The 15,312-nt window shown below is 44.6% G+C and carries 12 protein-coding genes; 11 read left to right on the plus strand and 1 reads right to left on the minus strand.

Translation table 11 applies throughout. From position 1 onward, the window contains the following. The first annotated feature begins 77 nt into the window (after positions 1-77). From R2Q80_RS15650 to R2Q80_RS15690, 9 genes are read left to right on the plus strand one after another with little or no spacing between them, the layout of a single operon-like run. Positions 78-1,187 carry an XdhC/CoxI family protein gene (locus tag R2Q80_RS15650; protein WP_316800498.1) on the plus strand — a complete coding sequence of 370 codons (1,110 nt, stop codon included), beginning with the start codon at positions 78-80 and terminating at the stop codon, positions 1,185-1,187. Beyond that, on the plus strand, positions 1,187-1,777 hold the full coding sequence (locus tag R2Q80_RS15655; protein WP_316800499.1) for a nucleotidyltransferase family protein: 591 nt from the start codon (positions 1,187-1,189) through the stop codon (positions 1,775-1,777). Before R2Q80_RS15650 ends, R2Q80_RS15655 begins: the two co-directional genes overlap by 1 nt. Further along, positions 1,774-2,754 (plus strand): GTP 3',8-cyclase MoaA, encoded by a 981-nt coding sequence (moaA, locus tag R2Q80_RS15660; protein WP_316800500.1) that lies wholly within the window; start codon positions 1,774-1,776, stop codon positions 2,752-2,754. Before R2Q80_RS15655 ends, moaA begins: the two co-directional genes overlap by 4 nt. Before the next feature lie 3 nt (positions 2,755-2,757). Next, complete coding sequence (gene glp, locus R2Q80_RS15665; protein ID WP_316800501.1) at positions 2,758-3,939, plus strand: gephyrin-like molybdotransferase Glp; 1,182 nt, start codon at positions 2,758-2,760, stop codon at positions 3,937-3,939. Positions 3,940-3,957: 18 nt separating this feature from the next. Next, positions 3,958-4,191 (plus strand): MoaD/ThiS family protein, encoded by a 234-nt coding sequence (locus R2Q80_RS15670; RefSeq protein WP_316800502.1) that lies wholly within the window; start codon positions 3,958-3,960, stop codon positions 4,189-4,191. A 1-nt stretch (position 4,192) separates the two neighbouring features. Further along, a complete protein-coding gene (locus R2Q80_RS15675; RefSeq protein ID WP_316800503.1) occupies positions 4,193-5,284 on the plus strand; it encodes a HesA/MoeB/ThiF family protein in 1,092 nt (363 codons plus the stop codon). Position 5,285: 1 nt separating this feature from the next. After that, positions 5,286-5,729: a molybdenum cofactor biosynthesis protein MoaE gene (locus tag R2Q80_RS15680; protein WP_316800504.1), complete on the plus strand. Its 444-nt coding sequence runs from the start codon at positions 5,286-5,288 to the stop codon at positions 5,727-5,729. A gap of 1 nt (position 5,730) precedes the next feature. Next, positions 5,731-6,636, plus strand: a complete 906-nt coding sequence (gene moaCB / locus R2Q80_RS15685) for a bifunctional molybdenum cofactor biosynthesis protein MoaC/MoaB (RefSeq protein ID WP_316800505.1) — start codon at positions 5,731-5,733, stop codon at positions 6,634-6,636. Between the two features lie 55 nt (positions 6,637-6,691). Then, positions 6,692-7,519, plus strand: coding sequence for an MOSC domain-containing protein (locus R2Q80_RS15690; RefSeq protein ID WP_316800506.1), 828 nt, complete (start codon positions 6,692-6,694; stop codon positions 7,517-7,519). Positions 7,520-7,626: 107 nt separating this feature from the next. Here the strand turns inward: R2Q80_RS15690 and R2Q80_RS15695 are convergent, their stop codons facing one another. Next, complete coding sequence (locus tag R2Q80_RS15695) at positions 7,627-8,649, minus strand: LLM class flavin-dependent oxidoreductase (protein WP_316800507.1); 1,023 nt, start codon at positions 8,647-8,649, stop codon at positions 7,627-7,629. A gap of 130 nt (positions 8,650-8,779) precedes the next feature. On the opposite strand from R2Q80_RS15695, the gene R2Q80_RS15700 reads away from it, so the two are divergent. Both R2Q80_RS15700 and R2Q80_RS15705 read left to right on the plus strand, forming a co-directional pair. Beyond that, the gene (locus R2Q80_RS15700; protein WP_316800508.1) at positions 8,780-10,420 is read left to right on the plus strand and encodes a GAF domain-containing protein; all 1,641 of its coding nucleotides are present in this window, start codon (positions 8,780-8,782) and stop codon (positions 10,418-10,420) included. Beyond that, a complete protein-coding gene (locus R2Q80_RS15705) occupies positions 10,404-15,266 on the plus strand; it encodes a chemotaxis protein CheB (protein ID WP_316800509.1) in 4,863 nt (1,620 codons plus the stop codon). The genes R2Q80_RS15700 and R2Q80_RS15705 overlap by 17 nt, the downstream gene beginning before the upstream one ends. Positions 15,267-15,312 lie beyond the last annotated feature (46 nt).

Below are 15,312 nucleotides of genomic sequence, written 5' to 3' on the forward strand. Positions count from 1 at the left end.
CTATCAAAATTACCGATTCCATAAGTAATTGATTTTATTTCACACCGGTTTCGTAGTTTAGCTGTTATATTCCCTATATGAAAGAGATTGTTGATATACTGGACGCCTATCAAAAAGCGGTAGCCGCAAACAAAAAATGTGCGTTGGCAACCGTAGTTAAAGTGGAGGGATCTTCCTACAGAAGGCCTGGTGCAAGAATGCTGGTTACCGACGATGGCATGCTTACGGGTGCCATCAGTGGTGGATGCCTGGAAGGCGATGCATTACGCAAAGCGCTTTCGGCCATTCATCAGGCTGAAAATAAGCTCGTTACCTACGATACTACAGATGAAGATGACGCTAAGTTTGGCGTGCAGCTGGGCTGCAACGGCATTGTGCATATTCTTTTCGAGCCAGTTTTTGCCACAGATCAACTCAATCCCATTGAAATTTTAAAGGAAGCAAACAGATTAAGAGAAAATTGCGTAATTGCCACACTGTTTTCATTAAACAGCAAAGTGCAGCCTGGCTCGGTCATGTTGTTCAGGGAAAAACGCATACTGGATAAAATGCCTGAGGAAATATCGGGCACTATTAAAAATGATGCTTTCGATGTATTAAAACTTAAACTATCGCGGTTCGAGACTTATCCTATCGGAACAGAGGACTTCGATGCTTTTCTGGAGTTCATCCCGCCTCCTGTTCAACTCATCATTGCAGGCGCCGGAAACGATGCGCAACCCCTGGCGCTGATGGCTGACATCTTAGGATGGGAAATCATTGTCGCTGATGGCCGGCCAACACATGCTACCACACAAAGATTCCCCTCGGCGAAGCGCGTTCTGGTGGTCAAACCGGAGCAGCTGATTCCCCTCATAGAAATAGACGGACAAACAGCATTTGTACTAATGACACATAACTACAATTACGATACCGCATTATTGAACCTGCTCCTCGGAACTAATGCGCCTTACATTGGCACCTTAGGACCAAAGAAGAAACTAATCAGAATGCTGGAGGAAATTGGAAAATCTGCACAGGAAGCCCGGATAAACGGCCCCATTGGCCTGGATATCGGCGCCGAAACTGCTGAAGAAATTGCCGTATCTGTAATTGCAGAAATAAAGGCAATATTTGCAGGTGCATCAGCAGGCATGCTTAAAGAGAAAAAACAACCCATACACGTATACGATTCAAAAAGCAATTAATGGATACTGGTATCATTATCCTGGCAGCAGGTAATTCAAGCAGAATGGGAAAACCAAAGCAATTGCTCCTTTACAAAGGACAAACGTTATTGGATATTGCGGTTACAGCGGCTTTAAATACAGCATTCCGCCCTGTTGTTGTGGTACTCGGTGCCTATTCAAAAGAAATCCTCGATCAACCAAAACATCCGGAGGTGCGCTACGCAGTCAACCAGAATTGGGAACAAGGCATGTCATCCAGTATTGCCTTTGGATTGCAAACCGCACTGACAGAAAATCCACGGATAGAAAATGTCATATTAACTGTTGCCGACCAGGTACATATTTCCGGATCAATACTGGAAGATCTACATAAAATGCACCAATCTGCTCAACAAAACATCATTACATGTTCCTATGGGCAAACAACTGGTACACCTGCACTGTTCAACAAAAAACACTTCGGAGAATTATTAACTTTAAACGGCACAAATGGTGCGAAAAGTTTAATAAATCAGTATATTGAGGATGTGGCTGTCATTCCGTTTGAGATGGGAGAAATTGATGTCGATACCGTGGATGATTATAATAATTTAATAAACAGTAAATGATAGAAGATTCGTTTGGGAGGGTGCATGATTATTTGCGGATATCGTTAACTGATAATTGCAATTTTCGCTGCTTTTATTGTATGCCGGAAGAGGATTACGATTTTACTCCGGCCTCACGCCTGATGCAACCTCATGAAGTGTTGGCACTTGCAAAAACTTTTGTGGAGCAGGGTGTAAAAAAAATCCGCCTTACAGGTGGAGAACCTCTTGTACGTAAAGATGCTGCCGAAATTATCAGCGGCCTCGGCAAACTGCCTGTAGAACTGGTGATTACCACAAACGGTACAAGGATTGCAGAAATGCTGCCTGTACTCATTGAAGCAGGCATCAAAACCGTAAACATCAGTCTGGATACCCTGCAACCCGAAAAATTCTTTATGATTACCCGACGGGATGTTTTCCATCAGGTGCGGAGTAATATTGAGTTGTTGTTACAACACAAAATCGCCGTAAAAATCAATATGGTGGTGATGAAAGACTTAAATGATGGTGAAATAAAAGATTTTATCCTCTGGACGAAACATAATCCCATTCAAATCAGGTTTATCGAATTTATGCCCTTCACCGGTAACAAGTGGACGAGCAATAAAATGTTCTCTTACCAGGAAATCCTGAACCTCATTGAAAAGGATTTTGTCGTATTACCTGTAAAATCCGCCCCTCACGATACCGCAAAGGCATTCATGATTCCCGGACACGAAGGATCTTTCGCGGTGATCAGTACCATGACCGCTCCCTTCTGCAGCACTTGTAACCGGATGCGCCTCACCGCCGACGGGAAACTGAAAAACTGTTTGTTTTCCGACGGGGAAACCGATCTGCTGAATGCATTGCGAAAGAATGAAGATGTCCTGCCCCTGATCAAAGCTTCCATCTGGAGCAAGAAAAAGGAACTCGGCGGACAGCTCCTCACTAATTTTGAAAACATCGATGCAGACGCCATCAAGAACCGGAGCATGATAACCATTGGAGGATAAGACATGATCAGTGTAAGTGAAGCGAAACAGCTGATCAGTGAAAATACAGCTGCCCTGCAACCAGAGATAAAACCGCTCTTGCAAGCCGCAGGACACATTTTAGCAAAAGATATCCCAGGTGCCTTCGATATCCCGGCATTTCGCCAGTCGTCTATGGATGGTTATGCCATGATATTTGAAGATAAGGGAAAGGAATTGCTGCTGGTTGGTGAAATGGCTGCAGGTACCGCACATGAACTGACAATACAATCCGGTGAAACCGTAAGAATTTTTACCGGGGCACCACTCCCTAAAGGGGCAGATACAGTTGTGATGCAGGAGAAGGTAACCAGAAACGGGAACCAAATTAGCTTTGACGATGGGAAACTCCTGCCAGGCGCTAATGTCCGACAAATTGGATCAGAAATCACTGCGGGCCAACTGGCCATGCAAAAAGGCGACCTGCTTAGCCCGGCGGCACTGGCCTTCCTGGCCGGAATTGGAATCGATGAAGTGGAAGTTTACCCCATGCCTAAAATTGCCATCATCCTCACAGGAAATGAATTGCAGCAGCCGGGCTTAGCGCTCAGTTTCGGACAGGTTTATGAATCCAATTCTTATTCGCTCACTGCTGCATTACAGCAGGAAGGCATCTCAAATGTAGAAGTATTAACCGCAGCGGACACACTCGAAGCGCTGTCAACGGTTTTAAAATCAGTTTTGGAAAATAATGATGTGGTATTACTCACCGGCGGAGTGAGTGTTGGCGACTACGACTTCGTTCTTCAGGCATCAGCCGGCTGTGGTGTTCAGCAGGTTTTCCATAAAGTGAAACAGAAACCCGGAAAACCTTTATATTTTGGAAAAAAAGGAGATAAAGTTATTTTTGGTCTTCCGGGAAATCCCTCATCCGTACTGAATTGTTACTATAATTATGTGCTGCCGGCAATAAAAAGATTATCCAATAAGGAAAGCAGTGTACATGCAGTTAAGGGGGTGCTGACCCACAATTATCGAAAACCAATAGGTCTGACTCATTTTCTGAAAGGAAATTTCAAAAACGGGAAAGCCACGCCCCTTGGAGCCCAGGAGTCGTATCGTTTGAGTTCTTTTGCACAGGCAAACTGCCTGATTCAGCTGGATGAGGAGCGTGACCAATTTAGTGCAGGAGAAAGCGTAGGGGTATTATTGATCCCTCAGACGTGATCATCAGGATATAAAAGAATGGAAATAGAAGTGATCACTTTTGGCAGAATTTCGGAATTTATTCCAAACCAGAAAATAGAAATTGACGGCATTGAAACCACTGGCGGTTTGCAAAACTATCTGGAGAAAACCTTTCCTCAGCTTGCCGGAATGAAATATAAACTCGCTTTAAACAAAAACCTGGTTCAACAGGAAAGTCAAATCAGAAACGGGGATAACATTGCCATTATGCCCCCTTTTTCAGGAGGATAAAATGGATACCGAACGCTATCAAAGGCAACTGATTTTAAGCGGCTTCGGCCCCGAAGCACAGCAACTGCTCTTGAAGGCAAGGGTGTTGGTAATCGGTGCAGGTGGCTTAGGCTGCCCTGCCCTGCAATACCTCGCAGCAGCAGGTGTGGGCTATATCGGCATTGCCGACGATGACACAATAGAATTATCTAACCTCCACAGGCAGGTATTGTATGGAACCGCAGATATCGGGCTTTTCAAGGCTGAGATAGCGGGAAAAAGGCTTCAGGAGATGAACCCCGATCCTCAATACACAATCCACCTGCTTCGCATCAGTGCCCAAAACATTGCAGAAGTTTTCAGGGATTACGATATTATTTTCGACGGAACAGATAATTTCGACAGCAGATACCTCATCAATGATACCTGTGTGCAGCTCCATAAATCTCTGGTTTTCGCTGCAGTTTCTGGTTTCGAAGGGCAACTTGCCGTTTTTAACGTGCCGGATGCGAATGGAATAAAGACCAGTTACAGGGACATATTTCCAGTTCCGCCTGCTTATGGGGAAATTCCAAATTGCGCGGAAAACGGTATATTAGGCGTTTTACCCGGTATTATGGGCACCATGGCGGCCGGGGAAATCATTAAACTGATTACCGGAAGGGGGAAGCCCCTGATCAACAAGTTATTACATTATAACCTCCTTAGCCAGGAGCAATACGAAATGAATATCAGCCCCTCACAGGATCATCCTTCCCTGGAGAAAGGAGCAAATTTTATGGATACATTACCTTTAAACAATAGTTATATTGAAATTGATGTGGAACGTATGATGAGCCTCCACGAAGAACAATCTACCCTGATCATCGATGTGCGTGAAAAACATGAGTTTCCCCGATTGAACACTGAAACTTATAAACAGATACCCATGTCGGCATTCGACGACTTTTTATCATCAGAAATAACACAAAATAATATTGTGATTCTTTGCCAGCACGGCATCAGAAGTGTGGCCGCGGCTGAAGCACTGCATCAGAAGTACGGCGATACAAAAACAATATATAGCCTTAAAGGAGGCATAGCAAAGTGGAGAAAACACTTTTTAACAACTTAGCATGAGCGAAAAGAAAATCAAAAATATATTCGTAGAAGGCCCGATTGCCCCCGGCTTTATTTCCACCAGTATCAGCAAGCATAGCGCCAAAACCAATATTGGCGGCCACAGTATATTTCTGGGGCAAGTCAGAGCAGATGAGATTGAAGGTAAACTGGTAGCGGCAATTGATTATACCGCTTTCGAAGAAGTGGCCTTAAAACAGATGGATGAAATCAGGGAAGCAGTTTTTGCAAAATACCCGCTCACCTGCATGCATGTTTACCAATCGCTGGGTTTAGTTAAAGCAGGCGAAATCTGCCTTTTTGTTTTTACTTCCTCCGCACACCGGAAACCGGCCATTGACGCCTGCGAAGAAGTAGTTGAACGCCTGAAAGCGGAACTGCCCATCTGGGGAAAAGAAGTTTTTGAAGACGGTACACATCAGTGGAAAGAAAATAAATAGTATGGTTAACATTACGCATAAATCAGATACCCTTCGCATTGCGATTGCCACCGCAACACTCAAAGTTTCCCGAAAAGAAACCGTTGAAGCCATAGAACAGCGAAAAGTGCCTAAAGGAGATGTATTTGAATTCGCCCGGGCAGCCGGTTTATTAGGAGTAAAGAAAACCAGCGATGTCATTCCTGATTGCCATCCCCTGCCTGTCGAATTTACTTCGATCAGCTACGAAATAAAAGACCTCACCATTGTCATCACCGTAGAGGTGCATACCATTTACAAAACGGGCGTGGAAGTGGAAGCCATGCACGGCGCCACAGTCACCGCGCTGACCATGTACGATATGCTTAAACCGATTGACAAAGGAGTGGAAATTGAAAATATCAGGCTGCTTAAAAAATCAGGAGGCAAAACCGGTTTCAATAAACTGGATTATGCAGATTTAACAGCAGCAGTACTAGTTTGTTCCGACACCATTTCCTCCGGTACCGGAGTGGACACGTCCGGCAAGCTTATCATCGAAAAACTTGCATCATTCGGAATAGAAACGGCTACCTATGAAGTAATTGCAGATGATTTCAACCTCATTCAGGAAAAAGTAAAAACACTCGCCAGTCAGGCAGACCTGTTAATTTTCACGGGCGGAACCGGACTATCACCCCGGGATGTAACCACTGATGCCGTTGCACCGTTAATCGAAAAACCCATTGATGGCATTATGGAAACAGCCAGGCGCTACGGACAGGAGCGCATGCCCTACGCCATGTTATCCAGAAGTGTTGCCGGATTAATTGGTGACACCCTTGTATTAACCTTCCCCGGATCGGTAAAAGGGGCGCAGGAAAGCATGGATGCTCTTTTCCCTCAGGTTTTACACGTTTTTAAAGTGATACAAGGCAACAGGCATTAGAGCAGATTTACAAAACTTTCTTTCAGTTCTTTGATGGCTTTGCTATCTTTAAGCCATGAACAGGTTTCAGCTTTCAGCAATATACATTTACCCCATAAAATCATTGGGAGGCATCAGACTACATGAATCCGCCATCGTGGAAACGGGACTTTTGCACGACCGGAAATGGGTTTTAATTGATGAAAACGGGACCTTCATTACGCAAAGAAAGTATCCGCTGTTATCCCTCCTGGAGGTATCCATTACTGCTGAAAACCTTAAGGTAGCACATAAGGAAAATCCCGGCTTCCAAATTACCTTCCCGATTGGTAAAACTACAGGAAACCCGATTCCGGTTACGATCTGGGATGACTTAACTGAAGGGCTTGAGGTAGACAAAAATGTGAGCGACTGGTTTTCTGCTTTCATGAAGATGACGGTGCGACTGGTGAGCATGCCGGAACAAGCCCGGAGAATCGTGGATCCCAGATATGCAGCAGGGCAGGAAATTGTAAGCTTTGCAGATGGCTATCCCTGCCTGATTATTGGTCAGTCTTCCCTGGATCAGCTGAACGACAAACTGGAAACGCCGGTGCTGATGGACCGGTTTCGCCCTAATTTTGTATTTACAGGAGGAGAACCACATGCAGAAGACGCGTTTGAATCTTTTGAAATCGGTAACGTCACCTTCTCTGCGGTTAAACCCTGTGCCAGGTGTGTCCTGATTACAGTGAATCAGCAAACTGCGGCCAAAGGTGCCGAACCACTTAAAACACTGGCAAAATACCGCAGCCTCAATAATAAGATCATGTTCGGTCAAAACCTCCTTCACAAAGGTTTCGGAATCATTGAAGCAGGTATGGAAATCAGGATAAAATCGTTTAAAGAAAAGATTTTGAGCTAATCCATATTCTTCCCCGCCTTCTAGCCACGTCATACCCGCCTTTTCGCCACATCACGCCTACCGCAGCCTGTCTTTAACAAAACAGGAAAGCCGGCACCGACTACCCGCTACCTCCATCCCAGGGCAGGAGCAACGTGCTCCAGTATCGACGACAATACATGAATATTATAGTCAACCCCCAATGTATTCGGAATGGTTAATAATACCGTATCTGCTTCCTGTATCGCCTCATCTTTGCTTAATTCCTCAATAAGCACATCAGGTTCTGCTACATAGCTCTTACCAAAAACCGCTCGCTGATCAGCTTCAATATAACCAAAGCTATCGCCTGCCTTACCCTGGTTGCCGAAATAATACCTGTCTTGCTCATTCACAAGGGCAAAAATAGACCGGCTTACCGATACCTTCGGTTCGCGACTGTGTCCCGCTTTTTTCCAGGCCTCTTTATACAACCTGATTTGCTCAGCCTGCTGAATATGGAACGGTTTGCCATTCTCGTCAAACTTCAAGGTAGAACTTTGCAGGTTCATCGCATTTTCAGCCGCCCAAATCGCTGTCGCATTCGATGCAGCACCCCACCAGATCCGCTCACGCAGTCCGGCCGAATAAGGTTCCAGGCGCAGTAATCCCGGTGGATTCGGAAACATTGGATTAGGATTTGGCTGGGCAAAGCCCTTTCCTGATAATTTATCCAGAAACTCCAGTACCTTCCGCCTTCCCATATCTGCATCTGTCTCCCCCTCCAGAGGTGCATATCCAAAGTGTCTCCAGCCTTCAATTACCTGCTCTGGCGAACCCCGGCTTACACCCAGCTGCAATCGGCCTCCTGAAATCAGATCGGCAGCACCCGCATCTTCTACCATGTAGAGAGGGTTCTCGTAACGCATATCAATTACACCCGTGCCAATCTCAATCTTACTGGTCTTCGCCCCTATTGCCGAAAGCAACGGAAATGGCGACGCCAGCTGCCTGGCAAAATGGTGAACCCGGAAATAAGCTCCATCCAAACCAATTTCCTCCGCTGCAACAGCCAGGTCAATAGCCTGCAGCAAAGTATCGCCCGCAGTGCGGGTAAGGTACGAAGGATGATCAGACCAATGCCCGAATGATAAAAATCCTATATTCTTCATTAGTTAACGGTTTAAAACCAAATGTAACTATAGCTACCCGCCGCTCAGGTCACGGCTCAGTCAAAAGGAAATATACTGTCCACATAAACCACTGAACGCTTGACCGGCAAACTAAGGAAGCATCGAACAAATGCCTGCAATTACCGGAAAAATACATACTTTTATCTCGAACGTCAATCCAAGTGCTGTTAACCCATCAGGAATGAGAAAATTCATGTGGGAAGATCAGATGCTACATTTACTTATGGAAGATCAAAAAAATTACGATGCCGAATTCTGCGGAAACCTGGCGATACACCAAACCAACTCCATTCAGGATTATGGTTATTTACTGGTTGCTGACCACCAGACTTTAAACATTGTTCAGGGTAGCGAAAATATAGAAGAACTGACCGGGCGCAGCATCCGCGACCTGATCAATACAAATATTGCAGAACTCTTTCCTGAGCTCGACATTCAAGCCCTTCAAAACGAAATCAGCAGAGGACCCAGAAACAGGGTGCCCATGCGGTGTGCCTTTCATAATCACGCCGGCGGGCAAATACTGAACATACTGCTCCATGTAAAAACCGGACAACTCATATTCGAGATCGAAATAGATGATGAAATCCCTGAACGCAGCTTTTCAGCAGTATTTCAGGAAGTCAGGTCATTCATTTCTGTGCTGGAAAGCACGGAAAATCTCAACGAAATCTGCCAGGCCAGTATTCAGGAAATCAGAAGGATTGCTGGATTTGATGGAATACGCATGTACCAGTTCGACCACCAATGGAACGGTACAGTGGTTGCAGAGGAAATTACCGGCGAACTCGAAAGCTATCTCGGACAAACCTTTCCTGCTTCAGATGTGCCAAAACAGGCACGGGCACTATACATCAAAAACCCTTACCGCCTAATTCCTAATAGAAATTATAAGGCTTCCCGGCTTTTCCCGGTTATCAACCCCATTATCCATGGATTTTTGGACTTGTCAGACTGCAACCTGCGAAGCATAGCAGCAGTACACCTGGAATATATGGCAAATATGAATGTCGCCGCCTCTATGTCGATCCGGGTAATGGTAGAGGGCCAGCTATGGGGCCTCATATCCTGCCATCATGTGACAGAGAAATACCTTGGACTTGAAATACGATCCATTTTCGAATGGCTAAGCATGGAAATTTCTTACCGCATTTCAGCTGTGATCAAACAGGAAGAATTAGGCCGCAGTGCAGAAATGCTGAAAATACAGGGCGCAGTGGTAGAAACCATATTTAACAACGAAAGCATCGAAAAAGGGCTTACAACCGATCAAAACAAATACGTCCTTTCACTGTTTAATTCAACTGGATTTGCCCTGAAAATAAATGGTAGCATATCCACTGTTGGGTCTACACCACAACAGGAAGAGCTGGAAAATTTATTTTTGTGGGCATCGCGAAAAGCTGCTGACACCGTATATACCACACAGTGGTTGGGTAATGTATATGACGAGGCCGGGCCTTATACAGAAGTGGCAAGTGGAATTTTAGCAATTCCATTCGGTACACAAAACTCGGATATGCTGATTTTTTTCAGACCCGAACTCATCAGAGAGATTAAATGGGGCGGAAATCCTAACGAAGCAATCAGTTTCGATAATGATGGTGTAAACTATCACCCAAGGAACTCTTTTAAACTGTGGCAACAAACTGTTCGCGGGCAGTCGGCGAAATGGACAGCTGCCGAAATGGAGGCAGCAGAATCCTTCAGAAGTTTTCTTCTGGGATTCAGGAATGAAAAAACCGTTTAATAAAAAAGGAGTAAGCATTATAATGGCTGCAGAAAGCACAAGGAGATTTGATAAGTATATCGTGGCAATCGGGGCATCGGCTGGTGGCCTGGAAGCCATCCACGAATTTTTTGACAACATGCCGGCAAACGCCAGCTTTTCATTTATTGTCATACAGCACCTCTCTTCTGATTATAAAAGTTTACTGGTTGAACTGGTAGCCAAACATACCCATATGAAGGTATTCGAAGCGGCACACAACATGGCCATTCAGCAAGATTGCGTTTACATTATCCCCAATAATAAACTGATGACTGTGAATAACGGTCGTTTAAAACTTGCCGATAAATCCCTGGTTAAGGCACCCAATACCGCCATCGATCATTTCCTTTATACGCTGGCAGAAGACAAAAAAGAAAAAGCCATTGCCGTCATTCTTTCGGGAACAGGAACAGATGGGACCAAAGGGATACAGGCCATAAAAGATTGTGGCGGTATGGTAATTGTCCAGGAACCCACATCTGCCAAGTTCGATGGAATGCCCAATAGCGCCATTGCCTCTGGAAATGCCGATTTCGTGCTCCTTCCTGCGGATATCAGCCGTGAACTTTTTAACTATGTGAATGAGGAACCTGTAAAAGTACTGGAAAAAGGAAAAATCGATGAGAAACTGCTCGATGAAATCTTCACCCTGGTATATGAGCAAAGCGGCAACGATTTCAACCTGTATAAAACACCAACCATCATTCGCCGCATCGGACGACGGATGAATGAGAATGGCATGCGCACGCTTGATGAATATGTGGCATTCCTACGGAAGAACGATACCGAAGCAGGCATACTGGGTCAGGATTTTCTGATCGGCGTAACCAAATTCTTCAGAGACAGCGCGGCATTCGACGCCTTCTCAAAACAACTCACTGAACTCATCAGCAGGAAAAAAGCCGTCGACTCCTTAAAAATATGGGTGTGCGCCTGTAGCACCGGACAAGAGGCTTATACGATAGCCATGATTGCCAATGAATGTGTCGAAAAGTCGAAGAAAAAAATAGACATCAAGATCTTCGCTACAGATATAGACGACAAGAGCATTGAGATCGCTGCCCGGAATCAATACCCCCTGAACATTAAAAAAGAAATTCCGGCCCGACTCTTTAAAAAGTACGTGGTACAGGATGGTAAATATTACAGCGTCACCTCCACCTTGCGTAAACAGGTGGTTTTTGCTAAACACGATGTAACCAAATCCCCTCCATTCATCAAAAACGATGTGGTTACCTGCCGGAATATGCTCATCTATGTAAACAGCATTCTTCAGGAAAAAATATTGTCAATATTCCACTTTTCGCTCAACAACGGTGGGTATCTTTTTCTGGGTTCCAGTGAAACGGCATCATCTCTAAAAAACGGACTCACTGAAATCTCCGGAAAATGGAAGATTTATCAAAAAACCGGCGTAATCAATTATGCCGGCTACAATACCTACAACACCGGCTCCAGGTCCGCACTCGATCAGGAAAAAAAGAAATCCGGAATAACCGAGGCTCCTGTCACCCAGATTGAACGTAACTTCAATGATTTCATCACTAAAGGTCTGGGCTTTATTGGTATTTACATCGACAAATCATACATCATCCAGGATGCTATCGGAGATTACCGGAAATACCTTTCTCTCCCTGATGGTAAAATAGAACTAAACATCCTTAAAATGGTGTCGAAGGAGTTGTCCATCACACTGAACACCGCCATCAGAAAGGCCTGGAAAGGGAATGAAGAAATACACCTGCGCAGGATTCGTTTCGAGCGCGGAGACAAAGAAACTTACCTCAACGTATCGGTACAACCTCCCGATGCTACACAGGGAAGCGGATTTACCCTGATTGTTTTTGGCGAAAGTGTTGCCGAAAATATTCCTGAAAAAGATAGTGCAGGGCTGTTCGACTTCCAGGATGGCAATCAGAATGAATATATATTCGAACTGGAGGCCGAACTGAATGAAACCCGCAGCCATTTGCAAACCGCGGTGGAGGAAATGGAGACCACTAATGAGGAACTCCAGTCAACCAATGAAGAACTCCTGTCAGCAAACGAAGAGCTGCAATCCAGCAATGAGGAACTACAGTCGCTGAATGAAGAATTACACACCCTCAACACAGAACATCAGCTTAAAATAAAGGAGCTGATCGACCTCAACGACGATCTGGACAATTATTTCCGCAGCACCGATATCGGGCAGATATTTGTAGATGCCGATATGTACATCCGAAAGTTCAATGTGGCAGCCATTAAAATGGTTAACCTCATTGAAGCAGATATCGGCCGTTCCATTGAACAGATTTCGCATAACATTATAGCCGAAAATCTTACCGGTGACATTCAGCAGGTGCTGTCAACCGGAAAAGTAATCGAAAAGGAAATACTGCTTAAAAACGGAGCCAGCAGTCTTCTCCGGATATTACCTTACATCAGAAAGGATAAAAAAACGGATGGCGTAGTGATCACTTTTGTTGATATATCCAAACTCACTGAACTGAGCAATATCATCTCAGGGGTATTCAACGCAAGTCCGAACGGTATCCTGGCATTTAAGGCGATAAGGAATAAACAGCACTTTATTACCGACTTCACCTGTATCTCTTTAAACGACGAAGCCACCAGAATCCTCAAGCGCAGGCAGCATGAACTGCTTAATGCAAGTTTCTCCGAGAATCTTGCAGAGCTTAGCGATGGCGCACTGATGCAAAAATATATCAGCGTGGTGGAGAAAGGTATAAATCTGCAGCTCGAACTACAACTTAGTAACCGCACCTGGATACAGGTAGTGGCCGTGAAAATGTCTGATGGCTTTGTGGCTACCCTAACCGATATCTCGAAACAGAAGCTGGCCGACGAAAAAATCAGGAACAATTACAATGACCTACTGCAGGCCCGTGAAAGTCTTAAGCAGCTAAATGCACAGCTTGAACTTAAAGTAAACGAGCGAACGCAGAAATTATCGGAAAGTGAAACCAGGTTCAATCTGGTTTCGCAGGCCACCAACGATACCATCTGGGATTGGAATCTGGCGGATAATACCATGTGGCGAAGCAGCAACTTCAACACCATGTTTGGCTATCCTGAAGAAATCACCAACCAGAATATTGCCTTCTATTTTGACATTATTCATGCCGATGACCGCGAAAGGGTAAAAGAAAGCGTTTATTCTGCCATTAACAATGGTGATGAACACTGGTCGGCGCAATACCGTTTAAAGAAAGCCAATGGCAGTTATGCTACCATACTCGACCGGGGTAGCATCATTAAAGATTCCAACCAGATGCCATATCGGATGGTGGGGTCGATTCTTGATATCTCGACACTTGCCGATACCGAAACCAGGCTCAATTTAACTGAACGCAAGTTCAGGAAGATATTTGATTCCAATGTGATCGGAATGATCTTCTCCAACATTGAAACCGGCAGAATTGATAACGCCAATCATATCTTCCTGGATATGCTGGGTTACACCATTGAAGATTTTGAGCAGGGTAACATCAACTGGATGAACCTCACGCCTGAGGAATTTATGCCCATCAGCAAAATATCGGCAGACCTCCTTAAAACAGAGGGCTTCTGCCCTCCTTTTGAAAAGCAATACCGGTCTAAAAGTGGTAAACTGATTGATGTGATGGTAGGCTCTGCTGTACTCGATGAAGATAACCGGCTCGACGCTGTTACCTATGTGATCGATATCACCAAACAGAAACACAATGAAAAACGCCGTAATGAACTGCAGCAGCTGATTAAAAAGCAACAGGATGAGTTCCACAGCATATTTAAAAAAGCGCCTGCACTAATCAGCATTCGCCGTGGTGCAGCACTCACCTACGAATTTGTGAATGAGGCTTATGCCGCATTCGACGGGCAAAAAGAATACATCGGCAAAACGCTGGCGAAAGACTCACAGTTCGGCACACCGCAACTGCTTGAGATTGAAAAGCAGGTGATGGAAACCGGACAAACCTATGTCGCTAATTCCTACCAGCTTCAGCAAAAAGACCCGGCTTCAGGCAAGCAAACCGATAGCTGGTTCGATCTCATTATCAATCCGGTATATGCTTCCAACGGAAAAATAGATGGCATCTCTTTTTTTGGTTTTGAAGTTACTGACCTTATTATTGCCCAGCGCACAACCAGGGATCAGATGAATAAAAAAGATGAATTCATGAGCATTGCCAGCCATGAACTCAAAACACCCATTACCAGTATTAAAGGATATATGCAATTCGCCATGAAAATGGCGAGAGATAAAAAGTTCGATAATATTTTTGCCTTTATTGACAAAGCCGACAGGCAGGTAGGTAAACTGACGAGGCTGGTAGATGATCTGCTTGATGTAACGAAAATTCAGGCGGGTAAAATGACTTTCAGTTTTTCTGAATTCATGGTCTCGGAAGTGGTTAATGAAGCGATAGATGGTATACAGGGGAACCTCGGGGATCAGCGTGTGATCTGTGAAGTAGAAAATATTGCCATATATGCTGACAAGAACCGGATTGAGCAGGTGATATCAAACTTCCTGTCCAATGCGATTAAATATTCACCCAAAGGAAAAGAGATCTACATCAAGGCAAAAGCCGACGGTAAAACATTAAAATTATCAGTTAAAGATCAGGGCATTGGAATTCCGGAAGACAAGTCTGAATTCATTTTCGATCGCTTCTTCAGAGTAGAAGAATCCTCCAGTAATTTCTCGGGCCTGGGCTTAGGTCTCTACATATCATCTCAAATTATTCACCGCCATGGCGGTAAAATCGGAGTAGATAGTGAAATCAACCATGGCTCTGAATTCTGGTTCGAAATCCCGGTAAAAACTACCGAAAAATAGTTTTCTTCATCGTTCATTTGTTTACCTGGTTGTTTAAAGCACAGTT

The organism is Pedobacter frigidisoli, from assembly GCF_032678525.1.
GTDB lineage: Bacteria > Bacteroidota > Bacteroidia > Sphingobacteriales > Sphingobacteriaceae > Pedobacter > Pedobacter frigidisoli_A.

Excerpts from the sequence above, each read along its gene's own strand:
- R2Q80_RS15695 (WP_316800507.1), bottom strand. The coding sequence starts at position 8,649 with ATGAAGAATATAGGATTTTTATCATTCGGGCATTGGTCTGATCATCCT.
- R2Q80_RS15700 (WP_316800508.1), top strand. The coding sequence starts at position 8,780 with ATGCCTGCAATTACCGGAAAAATACATACTTTTATCTCGAACGTCAAT.
- moaCB (WP_316800505.1), top strand. The coding sequence starts at position 5,731 with ATGGTTAACATTACGCATAAATCAGATACCCTTCGCATTGCGATTGCC.
- R2Q80_RS15650 (WP_316800498.1), top strand. The coding sequence starts at position 78 with ATGAAAGAGATTGTTGATATACTGGACGCCTATCAAAAAGCGGTAGCC.
- R2Q80_RS15680 (WP_316800504.1), top strand. The coding sequence starts at position 5,286 with ATGAGCGAAAAGAAAATCAAAAATATATTCGTAGAAGGCCCGATTGCC.
- R2Q80_RS15690 (WP_316800506.1), top strand. The coding sequence starts at position 6,692 with ATGAACAGGTTTCAGCTTTCAGCAATATACATTTACCCCATAAAATCA.
- R2Q80_RS15705 (WP_316800509.1), top strand. The coding sequence starts at position 10,404 with ATGAAAAAACCGTTTAATAAAAAAGGAGTAAGCATTATAATGGCTGCA.
- R2Q80_RS15675 (WP_316800503.1), top strand. The coding sequence starts at position 4,193 with ATGGATACCGAACGCTATCAAAGGCAACTGATTTTAAGCGGCTTCGGC.
- R2Q80_RS15655 (WP_316800499.1), top strand. The coding sequence starts at position 1,187 with ATGGATACTGGTATCATTATCCTGGCAGCAGGTAATTCAAGCAGAATG.
- glp (WP_316800501.1), top strand. The coding sequence starts at position 2,758 with ATGATCAGTGTAAGTGAAGCGAAACAGCTGATCAGTGAAAATACAGCT.
- moaA (WP_316800500.1), top strand. The coding sequence starts at position 1,774 with ATGATAGAAGATTCGTTTGGGAGGGTGCATGATTATTTGCGGATATCG.
- R2Q80_RS15670 (WP_316800502.1), top strand. The coding sequence starts at position 3,958 with ATGGAAATAGAAGTGATCACTTTTGGCAGAATTTCGGAATTTATTCCA.